This is a genomic window from Pseudomonas sp. CCI3.1, assembly GCF_034313985.1.
In the GTDB taxonomy this organism is placed as follows: domain Bacteria; phylum Pseudomonadota; class Gammaproteobacteria; order Pseudomonadales; family Pseudomonadaceae; genus Aquipseudomonas; species Aquipseudomonas psychrophila.
In genome coordinates this window covers 5,368,939-5,386,037 of record NZ_JAVIWO010000001.1, presented here as the reverse complement: position 1 = coordinate 5,386,037, position 17,099 = coordinate 5,368,939, and the positions used below count along the sequence as shown (strand labels likewise).

Annotated in this window: 14 protein-coding genes; 8 read left to right on the top strand and 6 right to left on the bottom strand. The window is 60.3% G+C overall.

Annotated elements, in window-relative coordinates:
• The first annotated feature begins 107 nt into the window (after positions 1-107).
• From RGV06_RS24785 to RGV06_RS24760, 6 genes are read left to right on the top strand one after another with little or no spacing between them, the layout of a single operon-like run.
• Positions 108-3,050, top strand: a complete 2,943-nt coding sequence (locus RGV06_RS24785) for a monovalent cation/H+ antiporter subunit A (protein WP_322151689.1) — start codon at positions 108-110, stop codon at positions 3,048-3,050.
• Positions 3,050-3,394, top strand: a complete 345-nt coding sequence (locus RGV06_RS24780) for a Na+/H+ antiporter subunit C (protein ID WP_019829081.1) — start codon at positions 3,050-3,052, stop codon at positions 3,392-3,394. The genes RGV06_RS24785 and RGV06_RS24780 overlap by 1 nt, the downstream gene beginning before the upstream one ends.
• Positions 3,391-5,076, top strand: coding sequence for a monovalent cation/H+ antiporter subunit D (locus tag RGV06_RS24775; RefSeq protein ID WP_019829080.1), 1,686 nt, complete (start codon positions 3,391-3,393; stop codon positions 5,074-5,076). The genes RGV06_RS24780 and RGV06_RS24775 overlap by 4 nt, the downstream gene beginning before the upstream one ends.
• Positions 5,073-5,561 carry a Na+/H+ antiporter subunit E gene (locus RGV06_RS24770; RefSeq protein ID WP_019829079.1) on the top strand — a complete coding sequence of 163 codons (489 nt, stop codon included), beginning with the start codon at positions 5,073-5,075 and terminating at the stop codon, positions 5,559-5,561. The genes RGV06_RS24775 and RGV06_RS24770 overlap by 4 nt, the downstream gene beginning before the upstream one ends.
• Complete coding sequence (locus RGV06_RS24765) at positions 5,558-5,836, top strand: K+/H+ antiporter subunit F (RefSeq protein WP_016780538.1); 279 nt, start codon at positions 5,558-5,560, stop codon at positions 5,834-5,836. The genes RGV06_RS24770 and RGV06_RS24765 overlap by 4 nt, the downstream gene beginning before the upstream one ends.
• Positions 5,833-6,204: a Na+/H+ antiporter subunit G gene (locus tag RGV06_RS24760; protein ID WP_322151686.1), complete on the top strand. Its 372-nt coding sequence runs from the start codon at positions 5,833-5,835 to the stop codon at positions 6,202-6,204. The genes RGV06_RS24765 and RGV06_RS24760 overlap by 4 nt, the downstream gene beginning before the upstream one ends.
• A 124-nt stretch (positions 6,205-6,328) precedes the next feature.
• Here the strand turns inward: RGV06_RS24760 and RGV06_RS24755 are convergent, their stop codons facing one another.
• The 6 genes from RGV06_RS24755 to RGV06_RS24730 all read right to left on the bottom strand — a co-directional run bounded on the left by RGV06_RS24755 (position 6,329) and on the right by RGV06_RS24730 (position 14,649).
• A complete protein-coding gene (locus RGV06_RS24755) occupies positions 6,329-7,819 on the bottom strand; it encodes a DASS family sodium-coupled anion symporter (RefSeq protein ID WP_048352017.1) in 1,491 nt (496 codons plus the stop codon).
• Between the two features lie 255 nt (positions 7,820-8,074).
• The gene (locus RGV06_RS24750; RefSeq protein WP_322151684.1) at positions 8,075-8,854 is read right to left on the bottom strand and encodes an energy transducer TonB; all 780 of its coding nucleotides are present in this window, start codon (positions 8,852-8,854) and stop codon (positions 8,075-8,077) included.
• Positions 8,851-9,297, bottom strand: a complete 447-nt coding sequence (tolR, locus tag RGV06_RS24745) for a protein TolR (protein ID WP_322151682.1) — start codon at positions 9,295-9,297, stop codon at positions 8,851-8,853. Before tolR ends, RGV06_RS24750 begins: the two co-directional genes overlap by 4 nt.
• Positions 9,298-9,311: 14 nt before the next feature.
• Positions 9,312-10,022 carry a protein TolQ gene (gene tolQ, locus RGV06_RS24740; protein ID WP_322151681.1) on the bottom strand — a complete coding sequence of 237 codons (711 nt, stop codon included), beginning with the start codon at positions 10,020-10,022 and terminating at the stop codon, positions 9,312-9,314.
• 55 nt (positions 10,023-10,077) lie between these two features.
• Entirely contained in the window at positions 10,078-11,985 is a 1,908-nt protein-coding gene (locus RGV06_RS24735) for a phytase (protein WP_322151679.1), read from the bottom strand.
• Positions 11,986-12,114: 129 nt separating this feature from the next.
• Positions 12,115-14,649, bottom strand: coding sequence for a TonB-dependent receptor (locus tag RGV06_RS24730; protein ID WP_198822523.1), 2,535 nt, complete (start codon positions 14,647-14,649; stop codon positions 12,115-12,117).
• Between the two features lie 397 nt (positions 14,650-15,046).
• Here RGV06_RS24730 and RGV06_RS24725 point away from each other — a divergent pair, with 397 nt between their 5' ends.
• Together RGV06_RS24725 and RGV06_RS24720 are read left to right on the top strand one after the other, a co-directional pair.
• On the top strand, positions 15,047-15,967 hold the full coding sequence (locus RGV06_RS24725; RefSeq protein ID WP_019829061.1) for a GGDEF domain-containing protein: 921 nt from the start codon (positions 15,047-15,049) through the stop codon (positions 15,965-15,967).
• Entirely contained in the window at positions 15,964-16,998 is a 1,035-nt protein-coding gene (locus tag RGV06_RS24720; protein ID WP_046810232.1) for an AraC family transcriptional regulator, read from the top strand. Before RGV06_RS24725 ends, RGV06_RS24720 begins: the two co-directional genes overlap by 4 nt.
• The last annotated feature ends 101 nt before the right edge of the window (positions 16,999-17,099 follow it).

Below are 17,099 nucleotides of genomic sequence, written 5' to 3'. Positions count from 1 at the left end.
CTGACCGGTTATCGACAGACTTTGTAGGATTCAGCCACAGGTTCGCTGTTGGTGATCTGCAACTCGCCACGTATGATCGCTTACAAACTCCTGCAGATTAGAAGCCTATGTCCCTGATAGTTCTACTGCTTCTGCCCTTCGTTGGCAGCTGTCTGGCGGCTGTTTTGCCGCATAACGCACGTAACAGTGAATCACTGTTGGCCGGTCTTATTGCTTTGATCGGTACTGTTCAAGTAGCCATGCTCTATCCGCAAATCGCCCACGGCGGCGTCATTCGTGAAGAGTTCATGTGGCTGCCCAGTCTCGGCTTGAATTTTGTCCTGCGCCTGGACGGATTCGCCTGGCTGTTCTCGATTCTGGTGCTTGGCATCGGCACGCTGGTGTCGCTGTACGCCCGCTATTACATGTCACCTGAAGACCCGGTTCCGCGCTTCTTTGCGTTTTTCCTGGCGTTTATGGGTGCCATGCTCGGCCTGGTACTGTCGGGCAATCTGATCCAGATCGTATTTTTCTGGGAGCTGACCGGCCTCTTTTCATTCTTGCTGATTGGTTATTGGCACCACCGCTCGGATGCCCGACGCGGCGCTTATATGGCGCTGATGGTCACTGGCGCCGGGGGGTTGTGTCTGCTGGCGGGGGTCATGCTGCTTGGCCATGTCGTCGGCAGCTATGATCTGGATGCCGTGCTCGCGGCGGGCGACAAGATCCGCGCCCACAGTCTGTATCCAATCCTGCTCCCCCTGATCCTGATCGGCGCCCTGAGCAAAAGTGCGCAATTCCCGTTTCACTTCTGGCTGCCCCACGCCATGGCGGCGCCCACCCCCGTATCGGCTTATCTGCACTCGGCAACGATGGTCAAGGCCGGGGTGTTTCTGCTTGCTCGCCTCTGGCCCTCCCTGTCGGGCAGTGAGGAGTGGTTCTGGATTGTCAGCGGCGCCGGTGCCTGCACCCTGGTGCTGGGCGCTTACTGCGCGATGTTTCAAAATGACCTTAAAGGCCTGCTGGCCTATTCGACCATCAGCCACCTGGGCCTGATTACCCTGCTGCTGGGCCTTAACAGCCCGCTGGCGGCCGTTGCCGCGGTGTTCCACATCCTTAACCACGCAACGTTTAAAGCCTCTCTGTTCATGGCGGCCGGGATCATCGACCACGAGAGCGGCACCCGTGACATTCGCAAGCTCAGCGGCCTGTTCAAGCTCATGCCCTACACCGCAACCCTGGCCATGGTGGCCAGTGCCTCGATGGCCGGGGTGCCGCTGCTGAACGGTTTCCTGTCCAAAGAGATGTTCTTTGCTGAAACCGTGTTCATCAACTCCACGGCCTGGGTCGAAATCGCCCTGCCGGTCATTGCGACCATCGCCGGCACGTTCAGCGTGGCCTACGCCCTTCGCTTTACCGTGGACGTGTTTTTCGGCCCGCCTGCGACCAACCTGCCACACACTCCGCACGAGCCTCCACGCTGGATGCGCGCCCCGGTCGAGCTGCTGGTATTCACCTGCCTGATGGTAGGGATTTTCCCGGCACAAACCGTCGGCCCGCTGCTCGCCGCCGCCGCACAACCGGTGGTAGGGGGCGAGTTGCCCGAATACAGCCTGGCCATCTGGCACGGCCTGAATGCACCGATGATCATGAGCCTGATCGCCATGTCCGGCGGCATCTTGCTGTATGTGCTGTTGCGCAAACAGCTCAAGCTCGGTCGCTTCCCGTACCCGCCGCTGAGCAAGTTCTTCAATGGCAAGCGTTTCTTCGAGCGCAGCCTGGTAGTGATCATGCGCGGCGCGCGCCGGCTTGAACGACGCATCAGCACCCAGCGCCTGCAAACCCAGCTGTTCCTGTTGATTCTGGTTGCCGTGATTGCCGGGCTGATCCCGATGTTCTACAGCGGCCTGAGCTGGGGCGATCGCCCGAAAATACCGGGTTCGATTGTCTTCATCACCCTGTGGCTGCTGGCGATTGCCTGTGCACTGGGCGCCGCCTGGCAAGCCAAGTACCACCGTCTCGCAGCCCTGACGATGGTCAGCGTGTGCGGCCTGATGACCTGCGTCACCTTTGTATGGTTCTCGGCGCCGGATCTGGCCTTGACCCAACTGGTGGTCGAGGTCGTGACCACGGTGCTGATACTGCTGGGCCTGCGCTGGTTGCCACGCCGTATCGAAGAAGTCTCGCCACTGCCGGGCACCCTGCGCAAGGCGCAGATCCGTCGTTTGCGCGACTTGCTGCTGTCTACGGCAGTGGGTGGCGGCATGGCGTTGCTGTCCTACGCGATGCTGACACGCCAGACCCCCAACGACATTTCTTCGTTCTACCTCAGCCGGGCGCTGCCTGAAGGCGGCGGCAGCAATGTGGTGAATGTGATGCTGGTGGATTTCCGTGGCTTCGACACTCTGGGTGAAATCACCGTTCTGGCCGCTGTGGCACTGACGGTATTCGCCCTGCTGCGTCGCTTCCGCCCTTCCAAAGAAAGCATGCAACTCCCTGCACAGCAGCGGCTCTTGGCCAAGGACGTGATGACCGACCTGGTCAACCCCCGCAGCGCCAGCGATACCGCACTGGGCTTTATGATGGTGCCGGCAGTGCTGGTGCGCTTGCTGCTGCCGATTGCCTTTGTGGTGTCCATGTACCTGTTCATGCGCGGCCATAACCAACCAGGCGGCGGCTTTGTTGCAGGCCTGGTGATGTCGGTCGCGTTTATCCTGCAATACATGGTTGCCGGCACACAGTGGGTCGAAGCGCAAATGAGCCTGCGCCCCTTGCGCTGGATGGGCACCGGGCTGTTGTGCGCGACCCTGACCGGGCTGGGCGCAATCCCCTTGGGTTACCCATTCCTGACCACCCACACCGCGCACTTCAGCTTGCCGCTGTTGGGCGATATCCATGTGGCCAGCGCCCTGTTCTTCGATATCGGCGTTTATGCGGTGGTGGTCGGTGCGACCCTGCTGATCCTCACGGCACTGGCTCACCAGTCTGTGCGGGCCCATCGCCCGAGCAATCAGCTTGCCCCGCTGCCTGCCCCTCAATCCGCTCTTGCCACTAAAGAAGGAGCCGCCTGATGGAAGAAGTCATCGCCATTGCTATCGGAGTACTGGCCGCATCGGGCACCTGGCTGGTTCTGCGTCCGCGAACCTTCCAGGTGGTCATGGGCCTGTGCCTGCTGTCCTACGGTGTCAACCTGTTCATCTTCAGCATGGGCAGCCTGTTTATCGGCAAGGAGCCGGTAATCAAGAACGGCGTGCCCCAGGATTTGCTTAATTACACCGACCCATTGCCCCAGGCTCTGGTGCTGACCGCAATCGTCATCAGTTTTGCCATGACCGCGCTGTTCCTGGTGGTCTTGCTGGCCTCTCGGGGCCTGACCGGTACCGACCACGTTGATGGCCGGGAGCCTAAAGAATGAATTTGATGCCGCACCTGATCGTCGCACCCATTTTGCTACCGTTGCTGACCGCAGCCTGCATGCTGTTGCTGGGCGAAAAACACCGTCCACTCAAAGCCCGGATCAACCTGATCTCAACCCTGCTCGGCCTGGGCATCTCTGTGATGCTGTTGCTGTGGACCCGTCATCAGGCCATTCCGGCCTCAATTGGCGTGTACCTGCCCAGCAACTGGCAAGTGCCCTTCGGGATTGCCCTGGTGGTCGACCACTTGAGCGCCCTGATGCTGGTCCTGACCGGCATCATCGCCATCTGCGCCCTGCTGTTCGCCATGGCCCGCTGGGACCGCGCCGGTGCCAGCTTCCATGCGTTGTTCCAGATCCAGTTGATGGGGCTGTACGGGGCCTTCCTGACCGCCGACCTGTTCAACCTGTTCGTGTTTTTCGAAGTGCTGCTGGCCGCCTCTTACGGTTTGATGCTCCACGGCTCGGGCAAGACCCGGGTGTCTGCGGGGTTGCATTACATTTCGATCAACCTGCTGGCTTCTTCACTGTTCCTGATTGGCGCGGCCTTGATCTATGGCGTCACCGGCACGCTGAACATGGCTGACCTGGCGCTGAAAATCCCTCTGGTGCCTGAAGCGGATCGTGGCTTGCTGCATGCGGGCACGGCCATTTTGGCGGTGGCCTTTTTAGCCAAGGCCGGCATGTGGCCGCTGAACTTCTGGCTGGTGCCTGCCTATTCGTCGGCCAGTGCCCCGGTTGCGGCCCTGTTCGCGATCATGACCAAGGTCGGGATCTACACCGTGTTGCGCTTGTGGACCCTGCTGTTCTCCGGGCAAGCCGGGGCCTCGGCGTACTTTGCGGGCGACTGGCTGATCTATGGCGGTATGGCGACCATTGTCTGTGCCGGCATTGCCATCCTTGCCGCCCAGCGACTGGAGCGCATGGCCAGCCTGAGCATCCTGGTCTCCGCAGGCATCCTGTTGTCGGCAGTAGGTTTCGCCCAACCCAACCTGACCGCCGCCGCGCTGTTCTACCTGATCAGCTCGACCCTGGCCCTGAGTGCGCTCTTCCTGCTGGCCGAGCTGATCGAGCGTTCGCGCTCCTCGGCCGACCTGGTGCTCGAAGACGATGCGGAACCCCAGCCGAGCCTGACCGTCACTCCGCCGCCGCGTGGCAGCAACCTCGACGACGAACAAAAAGTGGTTGTGGGCCAGATCATTCCCTGGACCATGGCCTTTTTGGGGTTGAGCTTTATTGCCTGTGCCCTGCTGATTATCGGCATGCCGCCGCTGTCCGGGTTTATCGGCAAACTCAGCTTGCTCAACGCCCTGCTTAATCCGCTAGGCCTGGGCAATGCCACGGATACGCCGATTTCTACGGCGGCCTGGTGCCTGCTGGCGTTGTTGATTCTCTCGGGGCTAGCGTCTTTGATTGCCTTCTCACGCATGGGCATCCAGCGTTTCTGGACGCCCCTTGAGCGCCCGTCGCCCATCTTGCGCCGCATCGAATGCCTGCCCATCGTGTTACTGCTCGGGCTGTGTGTGCTGCTGACGTTCAAGGCCGAGCCGGTGTTGCGTTACACCCAGGCTGCTGCAGACACCCTCAATAACCCCGAGCGTTACGTGATGGCCGTTATCGGCACCCGCCCGGTTCCAAGCCCGCAGGCCAAGGCGGCCTCCATGCCACAGGTGCAGCCATGAAGCGTCTATTCCCTGCTCCCTGGCTGTCCCTCGCATTGTGGATGCTGTGGCTGTTGCTCAACCTGTCGCTGAGTGCTGGCAACCTGCTGCTAGGTGCGGCACTGGCCATTCTGGCGCCACTGATGTTCGCACCGTTGCGGCCGTTGCCTGTGCGCATTCGTCATCCGTGGGTGATCATCAAGCTGTTCTTTCTGGTGGGCCGCGATGTCGTGCTGTCCAACATTGCAGTGGCCTGGGGTGTACTGCGGGCTGGCAAAAATCCGCCACGCTCGCGGTTTGTCAAAATCCCCCTGGATTTGCGTGATGCCAACGGCCTTGCAGCCTTGTCGATGATCACCACCGTGGTGCCCGGCACCATCTGGTCGGAACTGGCGCTGGATCGCAGCGTGCTGTTGCTGCACGTGTTCGATCTGGATGACGATGCGAAGTTTATAGAGCACTTCAAAACTGCCTACGAACGCCCATTGATGGAGATCTTTGAATGAGTGCCCTGCTCTCCAATGCCATCTTGCTCAGCCTGTTTATCTTCAGCCTGGCAATGGTCCTGACCGTGATCCGCCTGTTCAAGGGCCCCTCGGCCCAGGACCGGGTTCTGGCACTGGACTATCTGTATATCCTGGCCATGTTGATGATGCTGGTGCTGGGCATCCGCTATGCCAGTGACACTTACTTTGAAGGCGCGCTGCTGATTGCCCTGTTTGGCTTTGTCGGTTCTTTTGCGCTGGCCAAATTCCTGCTGCGTGGCGAGGTGATCGAATGAATAGCGTCAGCGAGTTGTCGCTCTGGATCGAAATACCGGTGGCCCTGCTGCTGGTGCTCAGCAGCCTGTTTGCCTTGTGCGGGGCCATCGGCTTGTTGCGCCTCAAGGACTTCTTTCAGCGCATGCACCCCCCTGCTTTGGCTTCGACCATTGGTGCGTGGGGTGTGGCGCTGGCGTCGATCCTGTACTTTTCTGCGCTTAAATCGACCCCGGTGCTGCATGCCTGGCTGATGCCGATCCTGCTGTCCATCACCGTACCCGTGACCACCTTGCTGCTGGCCCGGACCTCGCTGTTTCGCAAGCGCATGGCGGGTGAAGATGTACCGGCGGAAGTCAGCAGCGGCGGGCGCAGCGAAAGCGGCAACTGAACAGCCAGACCTGTAGTCGCTGACGAGGCACGAGGCTGCGATAAGGGCCGAAGGACCTTCAAACGCCGGGGCCGCTGCGCAGCCCATCGCAGCCTCGTGCCTCGTCAGCGACTACAAATCGGTATCACATCCAGCCCAACCAGCTCCAGTACGTTGTGGCGAACAGCAGCATCAGCAAGTACCCCACTGCAGTCACGATCAACCCGACCTTGGCAAACTGTTTGGCCGTAAAGGTTTGCGTGCCCAGGCACACCATGTTCTGCGGCGCGTTGATCGGCAGGATAAACCCGTAGCTGACCACAAAGCCCAACAACATGGTCATGCCGAGGCGGTTGAATTCACCCGGCAAGGTTTGCAGCACCGCAATCAAAATCGGCAATAGTGCCGAGGTGAGCGCGGTGGCACTGGCAAAGCCCAAGTGAATCAAGATCAGGAAAGCCCCCAAAATCGCAAAAATCCCCACCGGACCGACCTGATCCAGACCGGTATTGGCCACCACCTGCGTGCCCAGCCATTGCCCGGCCTGGGTGGTCAGCAGCGCGGTCCCCAGGCTGATCCCGACCCCGAACACGATCACCGTGCCCCACGGGATACGTGACTGCACATCTTTCCAGGTCATGACGCCAAATCGCGGCAACAGCAAAAACACCAGCCCGGCATAAGTGGTCGAGGTGGTGTCAAAACTGTGGAGTTTGCCTTCAGTGGCCCACGCCAGCAGCAATGCTATCGACACACCCATCAGGCGTTTCTGCGGCCCGGTCATGGGGCCCAGTTCTGCCAGTGACTTTTCGACCGCCTCCTTGCCGCCGGGAATGCTGTCGCTTTCCGGTGGCAGCAGTTTAAGCACCACAAACAGCAACACGGCCGACATGATGATGGCCCACGGCGCACCGGCGATCAGCCAGTCGAGCCAGTTCACCCGCGCCCCGAGCATTTTGTCCATAAAGCCCACGGTCAGCAGGTTTTGCGCGGCCGCCGTTTGAATGCCTACGTTCCAGATACTGGTGCCCTGGGCCACGACAATCATGATCCCGGCTGCAATGTTGGAGCGTTTGTCCACGCCAAACGCCAGGATCACCCCCATCATGATTGGCACCACGCACGCACTGCGGGCCGTGGCGCTGGGCACCACCAAGCTGAGCAAGATGGTGACGGCAATTGCCCCCAGCAAAATGCGCCGGGTGCTGGTGCCGATGCGCGACAGGGTCACCAGGGCAATGCGCCGGTCCAGGCCGGTGTGAGTCATGGCCGCGGCGATAAACAACGCACCCGCTACCAACGCCAGGGCGGCATTGGAAAACCCGGTCAGGGCCATGGTGATACCGGCCGATGTGCCGTAAAGCTTTGACGGATCTGCCAGGGTCGGCGCCATGCCGATCAAAAACGCCATCAAGGACGTAATCATGATGGCGCTGGCTTCGTACGACACCGCTTCGGTGATCCATACCACCACTGCAAATGCCAGAATCGCCAGCATGCGATGACCCGCCACCGGCAAGTCGGCAGGCAATGGCAACAGCAAAATGCCGATCATCACCAGGACCGCAATCACCAGGCCTATGGGGAGTTTCGCTTTTGCCGTAGCAGGCGTCGGGGTGGTTGCAGGCGCATTCATGGCCAGTTCCTTATGCTTGAAAACCCGTGGAGCATAGGCCAGGAACAAGCGATGGGCCTTGATGCCTGTCAAGGCCCAGGGTAGGTAACCTTGTAGCAGCTGCCGAAGGAACGAGGCTGCGTCCGATTGCGAAGCAATCGCAAACCCGAAACATCAGGTCTGCCTGACACAAGGATGAGTCCGACTTTACGACGGCTTCGCCGCCGGACGCAGCCTCGTTCCTTCGGCAGCTGCTACGAATACTTCCTGCACACGTTACTGGATCTTGTAGTGAAAGGTATTGCGCACCCCCGGTACGGTCACGGCCTGACCATCGACCATCCGAGGTTGATAACGGAAGGTCGCCGCCGCCACCAGTGACGGCCGGATAAACGCGGGATGGCAGTTGCCCACCACTTTGGGGTTGTCGACCTTGCCTTGCGGGGTCACCGAATACTCCACCGTGCAATCACCCTCAATGCCCTTGTCCAGTGCCCGCTGCGGGTAATCCGGGGCTTGCTTGCTGATGGGCAGGTATTGGCGCACATCCGCTGCCGCTGCCGCCTGTTGCGCTCGCCTGGCGTTATCTGCTGCCACACGGGCCTGCTGCGCCGAAGCTTCGGCCAGCGCTCGCTGGCGCTGAACCTCAACCTGCGCGGCTTTTTGTTGCTCCACTTGCGCCTGTTTCTGCTCCTCCACACGTTTGCGCGCAAGCGCCGCCTGTTCCAGTTTGCGCGCCTGTAACTGCGGGTCCACTTTAGGCTTTACCACCTCGGGTTTAGCCTCAACCACGGGCGCAGGCGCTACCACCGGCAGAGGTTCAGGCGCAGGGGGTGCCGCGAGCGGTTCGGCGGGCAACATCACCAGCCGGGTTTTGAGCGTCGACTGCGCAGGCTCTGGCATTGATTGCTCCATGCTCCAGCCCAGCACCAGAAAAGCCACCACGGCGCTGTGCAGGGCAACGCTCACCACCACGGCCTGGCTGTTGTGCCACAGCCGGGTCCAAGGCAACGGCTGCGCGTGCGCCAGCGCTCCGTGCATCAAGGTGCCAGTCATTGCGGGGCCTCGGTCACCAGCCCCAGGTGAGTGACGCCGCCCTGCTGCAAAGCCGCCATGGCTTTGACCACACTGCCATAGCCCGCTTCATTGTCGGCGTGGATATACACCTGGGTGTCGCTGTCTTGCGCCACCACCTGCCCGACCTTGGCCTGCAACTCTTCAAGGCTGACGGCACTGTCGGTCTGGTTTTTGGTGTCCAGTTCGCTGCCCAGATTCCAGTAGTAACCGCCCTCGGCCTTGACCGACAGCGTCAGGATTTTTTGCTGACTGTCATTAACCAAGGCTTCGCTGGCGACTTTAGGCAGTTCGATTTTCACCCCCTGGGTCAGCATCGGCGCAGTCACCATAAAGATCACCAACAGCACCAGCATCACGTCGATGTAAGGCACTACGTTCATTTCGGCCTTGGGCCCGTGTTTGCGCTGTGGTCGAGCAAGCATGTTCAAACTCCCTTTCAAGCGACGGCAGACATGTTCCGCGAACCGGCATGCAGGTTGCGGTACAAGCGCATCTGCACTTCGTTGCCCAGGCTGTAATAACGGGTCAGAAGGGTCTGGCCACGGGCCGAGAAGCGGTTATAGGCAATCACCGCCGGGATCGCGGCAAACAGGCCAATGGCGGTTGCGATCAAGGCTTCGGCAATGCCCGGGGCCACAGTGGACAGGGTCGCCTGCTGCACCTGGGACAGACCGATAAAGGAATTCATGATCCCCCACACGGTGCCGAACAAGCCGATGTAGGGGCTGACCGAACCCACGGTGGCCAAAAACTGCAGGCCTTTTTCCAGACGGATTTCCTGCTCGCTGATGGCCACATACAGCGCCCGTTCAACTCCTTGCATCACGCCTTCGGCATCCACCGAGGGTTGCTGCTTGAGCTGGGCGTACTCCGTGTAAGCGGCGACAAATACCTGCTCGGCACCGGCGTCTTCATGACTGGCATCGCGGCTTTCACGGTACAGCGCATTCAGCTCGCCCTGAGCCCGGAGCCGCTGCGCAAAATTGTCCATGTCGCGCTCGCTGCGACGCAAAATGGCGCTGCGTCGCACAATCAAAAACCAGCTCAACAGCGAGGCCAGCAGCAGGGTCAGCATCACGCCTTTGACCAGCAGACTCGCGTCGCTGATCAGGCCCCATATCGTCATGTGTTCCATGGTTGCGTACATGTTGTTACTCCATTGATCCGCGATTGAGGGATTGAAAAGCATTCAGATGACCGGGTTATGGCAAGTGCAACGCCTTGGCCACCTCGCTCCAGGGGATGTACTTGAAGTTTTGCGCTTGCTCGGGCATGCGTTTGCGACCGTCCTGCACCACCAGCATGCCTTTGCTCCAGGGGCCACCGAGATTGGCCGACGTCACCTCCAGCCCATCGGTCTCTGACGCGCCATCAATCCCCGCTGCGGCATTCACCCCCACCCGAAAAGCGCCACGCACGGCGTAAGGTGGCTCGGCATCGACCACCACATAGCTGTCGTTGCTCTGGCTGGAGATCACCAGGTAGTTGTCTTTTTCGGTTTGATACAGCCCCATGCCCTCGATGTCGTCATGCACCTGCTCACCCACCTTGATCACGCTGGTAAGCGTTGCCGGCTGGTCAGGACGGGCATCCACCGCCCATACCGCCACGTCTTCTTCCCCGAGAAACAGGCGCTGGCCGCGGTCATCCGCCACACAGCCTTCAGGCTGGGTCTGCACCTTGAACTGGCGCACCAGTTCGCCCTCGACCTTGTTGCCCTTGGCAAACAAGCGGTGCTGCACAAAGGTGCCGTCCTTGTCGTTGGCAAAGCTGTAGATCTCGCCCGACGGCGCCTTGAACAGGCACAGGCCGTAGATATCTGAAACCGGTGTGGCGATCTCGCCCGCCTCCTGCACCTCACCCGTGGTGCGATCAATGCTGAATAGGCTCAGGCTGTTGTGATCGCGATTGGTCGCCACGGCCAGATCCACAGTGCGCCCGCCCAGCTCGAAGCCCGGGCGCACATCGACGTTGTTAAGCCGCCCAACCGGCAAATGCTGCACGCGCTTGCCCTGAAGGTCGTACACCTCAAGCCCCTGCTGCTTATTGGTGCCCAGTACACGGCTCAGGGCCGGCGCCTGCGGGTGAACCCAAATCGCCGGGTCATCCGCCGCGTCGCCCTGGCTCATCACCACCTCGGTTTGCACCGCAGGTTTTACGCTGGCCAATACCAGCGGCACATTCACCGCACTGGCCTGCCAGCCCAGAAGGCCTTCGAACAGTCTGTTGCTGGCGCCGTCCTGCACCAGCAGTTGCAGGCCCTGGGGTGTTTGGCGCAGCGCCAGATGCTCAGGCTCGACCACTCCAGCCAGCGCCAGGCTGGCCACAGGCGACCAACGCTTGCCCTGCTGCTGATACAGATTCAGCTGCGCCGCTTCGGGATCAAGCCCGAGCATCCCGCCCGGTACCAGTGCCATTGCTCCGGCACTTTTTTTCACATTGCCGAAGGGCTCGACCATCGCCACCGGGACGCGCTCAACGTCAGCTTCGGCGTGCGCCGGGTAAGCCCACCAGCCGACATTTTCTTCGTTGACGAACACGTTCTGTGCGGCATCGTCCACCTGACAGAACTTCGCTTGCGGCGGCAACGGCAAACTGCGCACCCGTAGCGGTGAAGCCAAGCGCTGGCTGTCCGCAGCTACCAGCCACTGCTCGCCCTTGCCTTCTTCGCCCACGGTGAACAGGTAAATGTTGCTCGCGTCATCCTGGTACAGGCACACCCCCTCAACCGAATAGTCACGGGCGGGCAAGTACGTCGGGGCTTGCCATTGATGGGTCTTGGGGTCGAGGCTAAACAGCGCCACTTGCTGTTTGTCCTTGTCGTTGCTGGCTACCAGGACCTGATCCCCCAGCGCACGGCTGTCCAGGCCGGCAAACACCCCGGGCACCCGGCTCAAGGTTTTGCCCTGTTTATCGAGCAACAACAAACCTTCGCGCTTGCTCACGGCCAGGCGTTCGTCGCCCGTCCCGTTTGGCAAGTAACTCAACGCCTGGGCCTTGCTGGTGGACCATTGCTGCAATGCCGGAGCGGCGACTTCAGTGGCCGCCTGCACGCTCCCTGCGGTCAGGCACACCAGCAAGGGCAGTAGTCGGGGTTTGCGTTTAAACATGAGTGATCAATCCTGAATGCTGTTCAAAAAAAGCACGGTCTTTCAGTGGGAGCGAGCCTGCTCGCGATGGCCTCGGCATCGCTTACGACCTTCGCGAGCAGGCTCGCTCCCACAAGAGGCTGCGGACGTTTAGAAATGGGTGAAGGTCAGGCCCACGGAGTAGGTCGGGCCGTATTCTTCGTACTGGTTGTTGTAGCGACTGTTGCCGCTGTAGACGAAGTACGGCTGGTCCGTCAGGTTCTGGGCGTCGAACTTGATTTGCAGGTTTTTGGTCAGCGAATAGCGGGCGCTGAAGTCCACAAAAGTCTGGGCATCGACATGGGTGTCATGGGCTTTGTCGTTGACTCCCGCCAACTCGTAGAGGTAGTCCGACTTGTAGTTGGCGGACAGGCGCAGGCTCAGCTTGTCGTCTTCCCAGCCCAGCATCAGGTTGCCGACGGTGTTGGACTGATTCGGCAAATCGATGTCGCGCTTGAGGGTTGCCCCGGTTGCCGCATCGACGCCCTTGATGCTCGCACTGGAGCGGCTGAACGTGCTGTTAGCACCCAGGATCACGCCGTTCCAGGGCGCTGGCAGCCAGTCGAATTTTTGCGAATAGGCCAGTTCCAGTCCGTAGAGTTTGGCGCTGTCGCCGTTGGCATAACTGTGGGCTTCAGTGAAGTCGACCCACTCGCCACTGCCGGCCAGGTCGTTGTTGTAGACGAAGTTCTTGATGTCTTTGTAGAAGAGGAACGCCGACACCGTGCCCGCCTGCCCCATGAAGTGCTCGATGCCCAGGTCGAAGTTGCTCGACTCCAGCGGTTTGAGATTAGGGTTGCCGAACTCGGCCTTGTCATCTTCGATCACAAAACCCGGGGCCAGTTGACCAAAGGTCGGGCGCACCACAGCGTTGGTCCAGGCCGCACGCACCTGGGTGTTTTTCGCCAATTGATAACGCGCATGCAGGCCGGGCAACCAGTGATGGTAATCACGCCGGGTGTCCTGATCTTCGAAAACGCCATTGCGCACGCCCGTGCCCTTGGCTTCGAACTCGGTGCCCTCGTAGCGCATGCCGGCAATGAAGCGCCAGTCATCGATATCGACGGTGTTCATCAGGTAGGCCGCGTTGATGTCTTCGCGCATGGTGAAGTCATTGGCCCGCGAGTCTTGCTCGTTATAGAAGTCGTCGCGGTTCAATCCGCCGATCAGATCCTTGATCGCACCCCCGCTGATGCCCGGGCCGAACCGCCCAAGGTTGTAGTGCAGGTTGCCCTTGTTGAACTGCTCGAGGTTGAGCTGTTCGTCACTGAAGCCCAGATCCGAAAAGTCCTTGTACGTCCAGGCATTGAGGTCGTTGTCCTTGTTGCGCCGACTGACCTTGCCGCCGAATTTGACCTGGGAGGCATAACCCTGCACGTCGTAGTCACGGGCCAGGTCCAGGCGGATATTTTTCTCGGTGTCCTTGGTGTGCTGCTCTTGCCAGTCCACCTTGTCGAGGCTGAAGTTGGCCGGGTCATAGAAGCCTGCGCCGATGATGGGGCGCGGTTTTTCGGTGTCGTAGAAACCACCGTTACCGATGCTCGAATCACCTTTGAAGGTCGCCCCGGCAATGCCTCCCGGGTTGTCTTCGCTGGACTCGCTGTAACCGGCCTGCCCACTGAGGGTCCACAGGCCCATCATGCGTTCGCCGCCGAACACGTAAGACTGGATTTCCTGGGTTTCCTCGCGCTGTTTAAGCTTGCGCTTGGTCTTGGTTTTACCCACCTCGCCCTCGGCCTGGGGATCGGAAAACTCAAAGCTGGTGGAGTTGCGGGTTTCGTTGTCCTCGAAGCGGCTGTACAGCGTGCGCAGGTACAGGCTGGTGTCGTCGTCGGGCTTGTAGTCAAAGTTCAGACCGCCACCGGTGCGTTCGCGGCTGATTTCATAGACCCGCTGCTCGAAGCTGTTCAGGCGCGCGCCGTCACTGAAGTCCCAGTCGCCCCCGGTCTCTACGTTGTCAGAGCGAAAATCGCGCTTGTTCCAGCTCAATGCGGCCGCGACACCAAAGTTGTCGACACCGTCGCCGAGACTGAAACGATCACTGATGGCGCCAGACACCTTGGGGCTGGTCTGATGGCTGTTCTTGTTGTAACCGGCCTCAGTGCTGCCCGTATAAAACAGACCTTTGTGGTCGAACGCGGACAAGCTCTCGACATCGACCGTGCCACCCAGTGAGTTGGCATCCATGTCCGGTGTCAGGGTCTTGATCACCGACAGCGACTGCACCAGTTCCGACGGCAAAACGTCCAGGGCCACGGCGCGGCGGGCGCTCTCCGGCGACGGCACCAGCGTGCCGTTGATGGTCACGCTGTTCAGGTCAGGCCCCAGGCCCCGTACGCTGACAAAACGACCTTCGCCCTGATCGCGCTCAATACTGATACCTGGCAAGCGCTGTACCGCCTCGGCGACGTTAGCGTCCGGCAACTGCGCCACGCCATCGGCATGCACCACGCTCTCGATGTTGTCCGAACTGCGCTGTTGCTTGAGCGCCTTGTCCAGGCTGACGGCCTGCCCGACCACTTCTACGTGTTCGGTGGCGCCAATGGTCGATGCCTCAGCGGCGCTCAGGCGCTCACTGGCGATTGCCAGGGCCAATGCACTGACGGTAAAGCCGACCCACTGCGCCTTGCTGCGAGACTTGTACATGTTTGTCCTCCCCCAAAATCGCACTTCAGGCCGGGCAAATGGCCCGACAACTTGGGAGCGAACGCTAGGGTTGGTGGATGACAACGCTGTGACAGTGTTTGGCTGAAACCCCGAAACAGAGCCTTTTGAGCGGCACTTTGAAGGCAATTGAGCTGATATGACCCGCGTCAGCTACCCCGCACCCTGTGGGAGCGGGCTTGCTCGCGATAGCATCAACACGGTGCAACTGAGCCACCCCGTCGCCTGCATCGCGAGCAAGCCCGCTCCCACGGTCAAACAGGTGAATGTTCAAGGTTTTTGCACAAGACACCTGAGCTGATTCGACCCGCACAACCCGTCACACAGCTGTCACACACCTCTGTTTTGCTGACCGGCAATACGTTTTGGTAGAACTGTGATGACTTGGCTCAACGTCCTTAAACACCATCGCTACAAGCTCGGCTTGCTGCTGTTGGCGGCCAATATGGCCGTGTGGCTGAACCTGGCTTTCGGCACGCCCAAGGCCTTCAGCGAATGGCATTGGCTGGACATCGTCGGTGAAGGGGGCACGGCTCTGTTTATGCTGTTCTGGCTGGGGCTGGTGCTTAAAAGCCGACCCACCGGACGGGTCACCAACTACCTGGCCAGCGGTTTGTGCTTTATGTTTTTCTCCTGGTGGCTGGACGTGCTGGATGAGTTCATTCGCCTGCCCAAACACATCGGCTGGGATCACTGGCTGGAATCGGGGCCGATGCCCATCGGCATGATTTTGCTGACCATCGGACTGTTCCACTGGCACCGTGAACAACAGGCGATCAACCAGCACATGGAGAAGCGCGAACGGGTGTTTCGCGAGCATCGGCTGTTCGACAAACTGACCCCCCTGGGCGGCGCCGAATACCTCAAGCGCCAGGTCAGCGACTGCCTTGCGCAAAGCCTTGAGCAGCAACAACCGCTGTCACTTCTGGCGCTGGATATCGACGATTTTGCCTCGATCAATCAGCACTACGGCCACCCCGAAGGTGATGCCGTGCTTCAAGCCCTCAGCCAACTGCTCCTGCTCAACCTGCGCCGCCACGATCTGCTCTGCCGACTGGCCGGCGACCGCTTTGTCGTGCTGCTGCCCGGTACGGGTGAAAGTCAGGCCCGATTGCTGGCCCTGGAACTGCAACAGGCAGTTCAAAGCCTGGCCCACAAAACCCGCCAGCATGGTGAACGGGTGTATTTGTCAGCCAGTACGGCGGTGGTGATGGCGCTCGATGAGGCACCCGATGAGTTGCTCAAGCGGCTGAATCTGGCACTGGTTCGAGCCAAGCCGCCACGGAGCAAACGCGCATGACGCGCCACACTCACTGGTACGAATCTGACAGCCGTTTTATTGTCGGCCATTACCAACCTGCCACCCTGATTGATCTGGCGTTGTCACGAGACATCGACAGTCATCGCTTGCTGCGCGGCACCGGGTTGTTTTACGACGATATTGTGGCCGGCCACACCCGTCTCAGCCCACAGCAATGCTTCGGCCTGATTGCCAACGCCCAGCGCTTGCTCGAAGCCGATGACAGCAGTTTTCTGTTTGGCCAACGCCTGTGGCCGGGGCACTACGGCCCGGCCAGTCACGCCCTGCAGCAGGCGCAAAATCTGCATCAGGCACTGGAAACCCTGATCCATCACCGCGCCCTGCTCAGCCCTTTGCTGACGCCACGCCTGTTGCTGGACGACAAGTACGCCTACGTGTACTGGCTCGACAGTTGCGGTGCCGGGGAGCAATTGCGTTTTGTGCTGGAAGCCAGCATGACGGCGCTGAAGGCCATGAGCCAATGGCTCAGCGGTGAGCGCCTGCCGTGGGAGTGCAGCTTCAACCATCCGCAGCCACGTTATGTGGAGCAGTACTGGGTGCATCTGGGTGAAAACACTCAGTTTGGTTGTCAGCTGGACATGATGCGCCTGCCCCGCGAATACCTGACCCGGCCCTGGCCCAACGCTTCGGCCATTGCCCGGCAGGTGGCGTACCAGCAGGCGCAGGAGCAGTTGCTCAGCCTGGGGTTCAGCACCAGCCTGCTTGACCGGCTGTATGTGTACTTGCGCAACAATGCGCAACACGCCCCCAGTCTTGAGCAGGCGGCGCAGCACTTTTCAATGAGCCAGGCCACCCTCAAGCGCAAACTGAACAAACACGGCACGCACTTTCAGGCCCAGCAGGATCAAGCGCGCAAACACATGGCGCTGTACCTGTATCAGTTCAAGGGGCTGAGCCACGAAGCCGTGGCCGAGTACCTCAACTTCAGCGACCCGGCAAACTTTCGCCGTGCCCTGAAACGCTGGACGGGATGCACCCCTAACCTGATCCGACAGTTTTTGGCGTTGTAATCCCACGCATGGGCTCAAACTCAAAACCCTGCGCAACTCACAACTGATACTCAAATGCTGTAGAAATTTGGTTACTGGCCAAAGCCCCCTTTGGGAGCGAG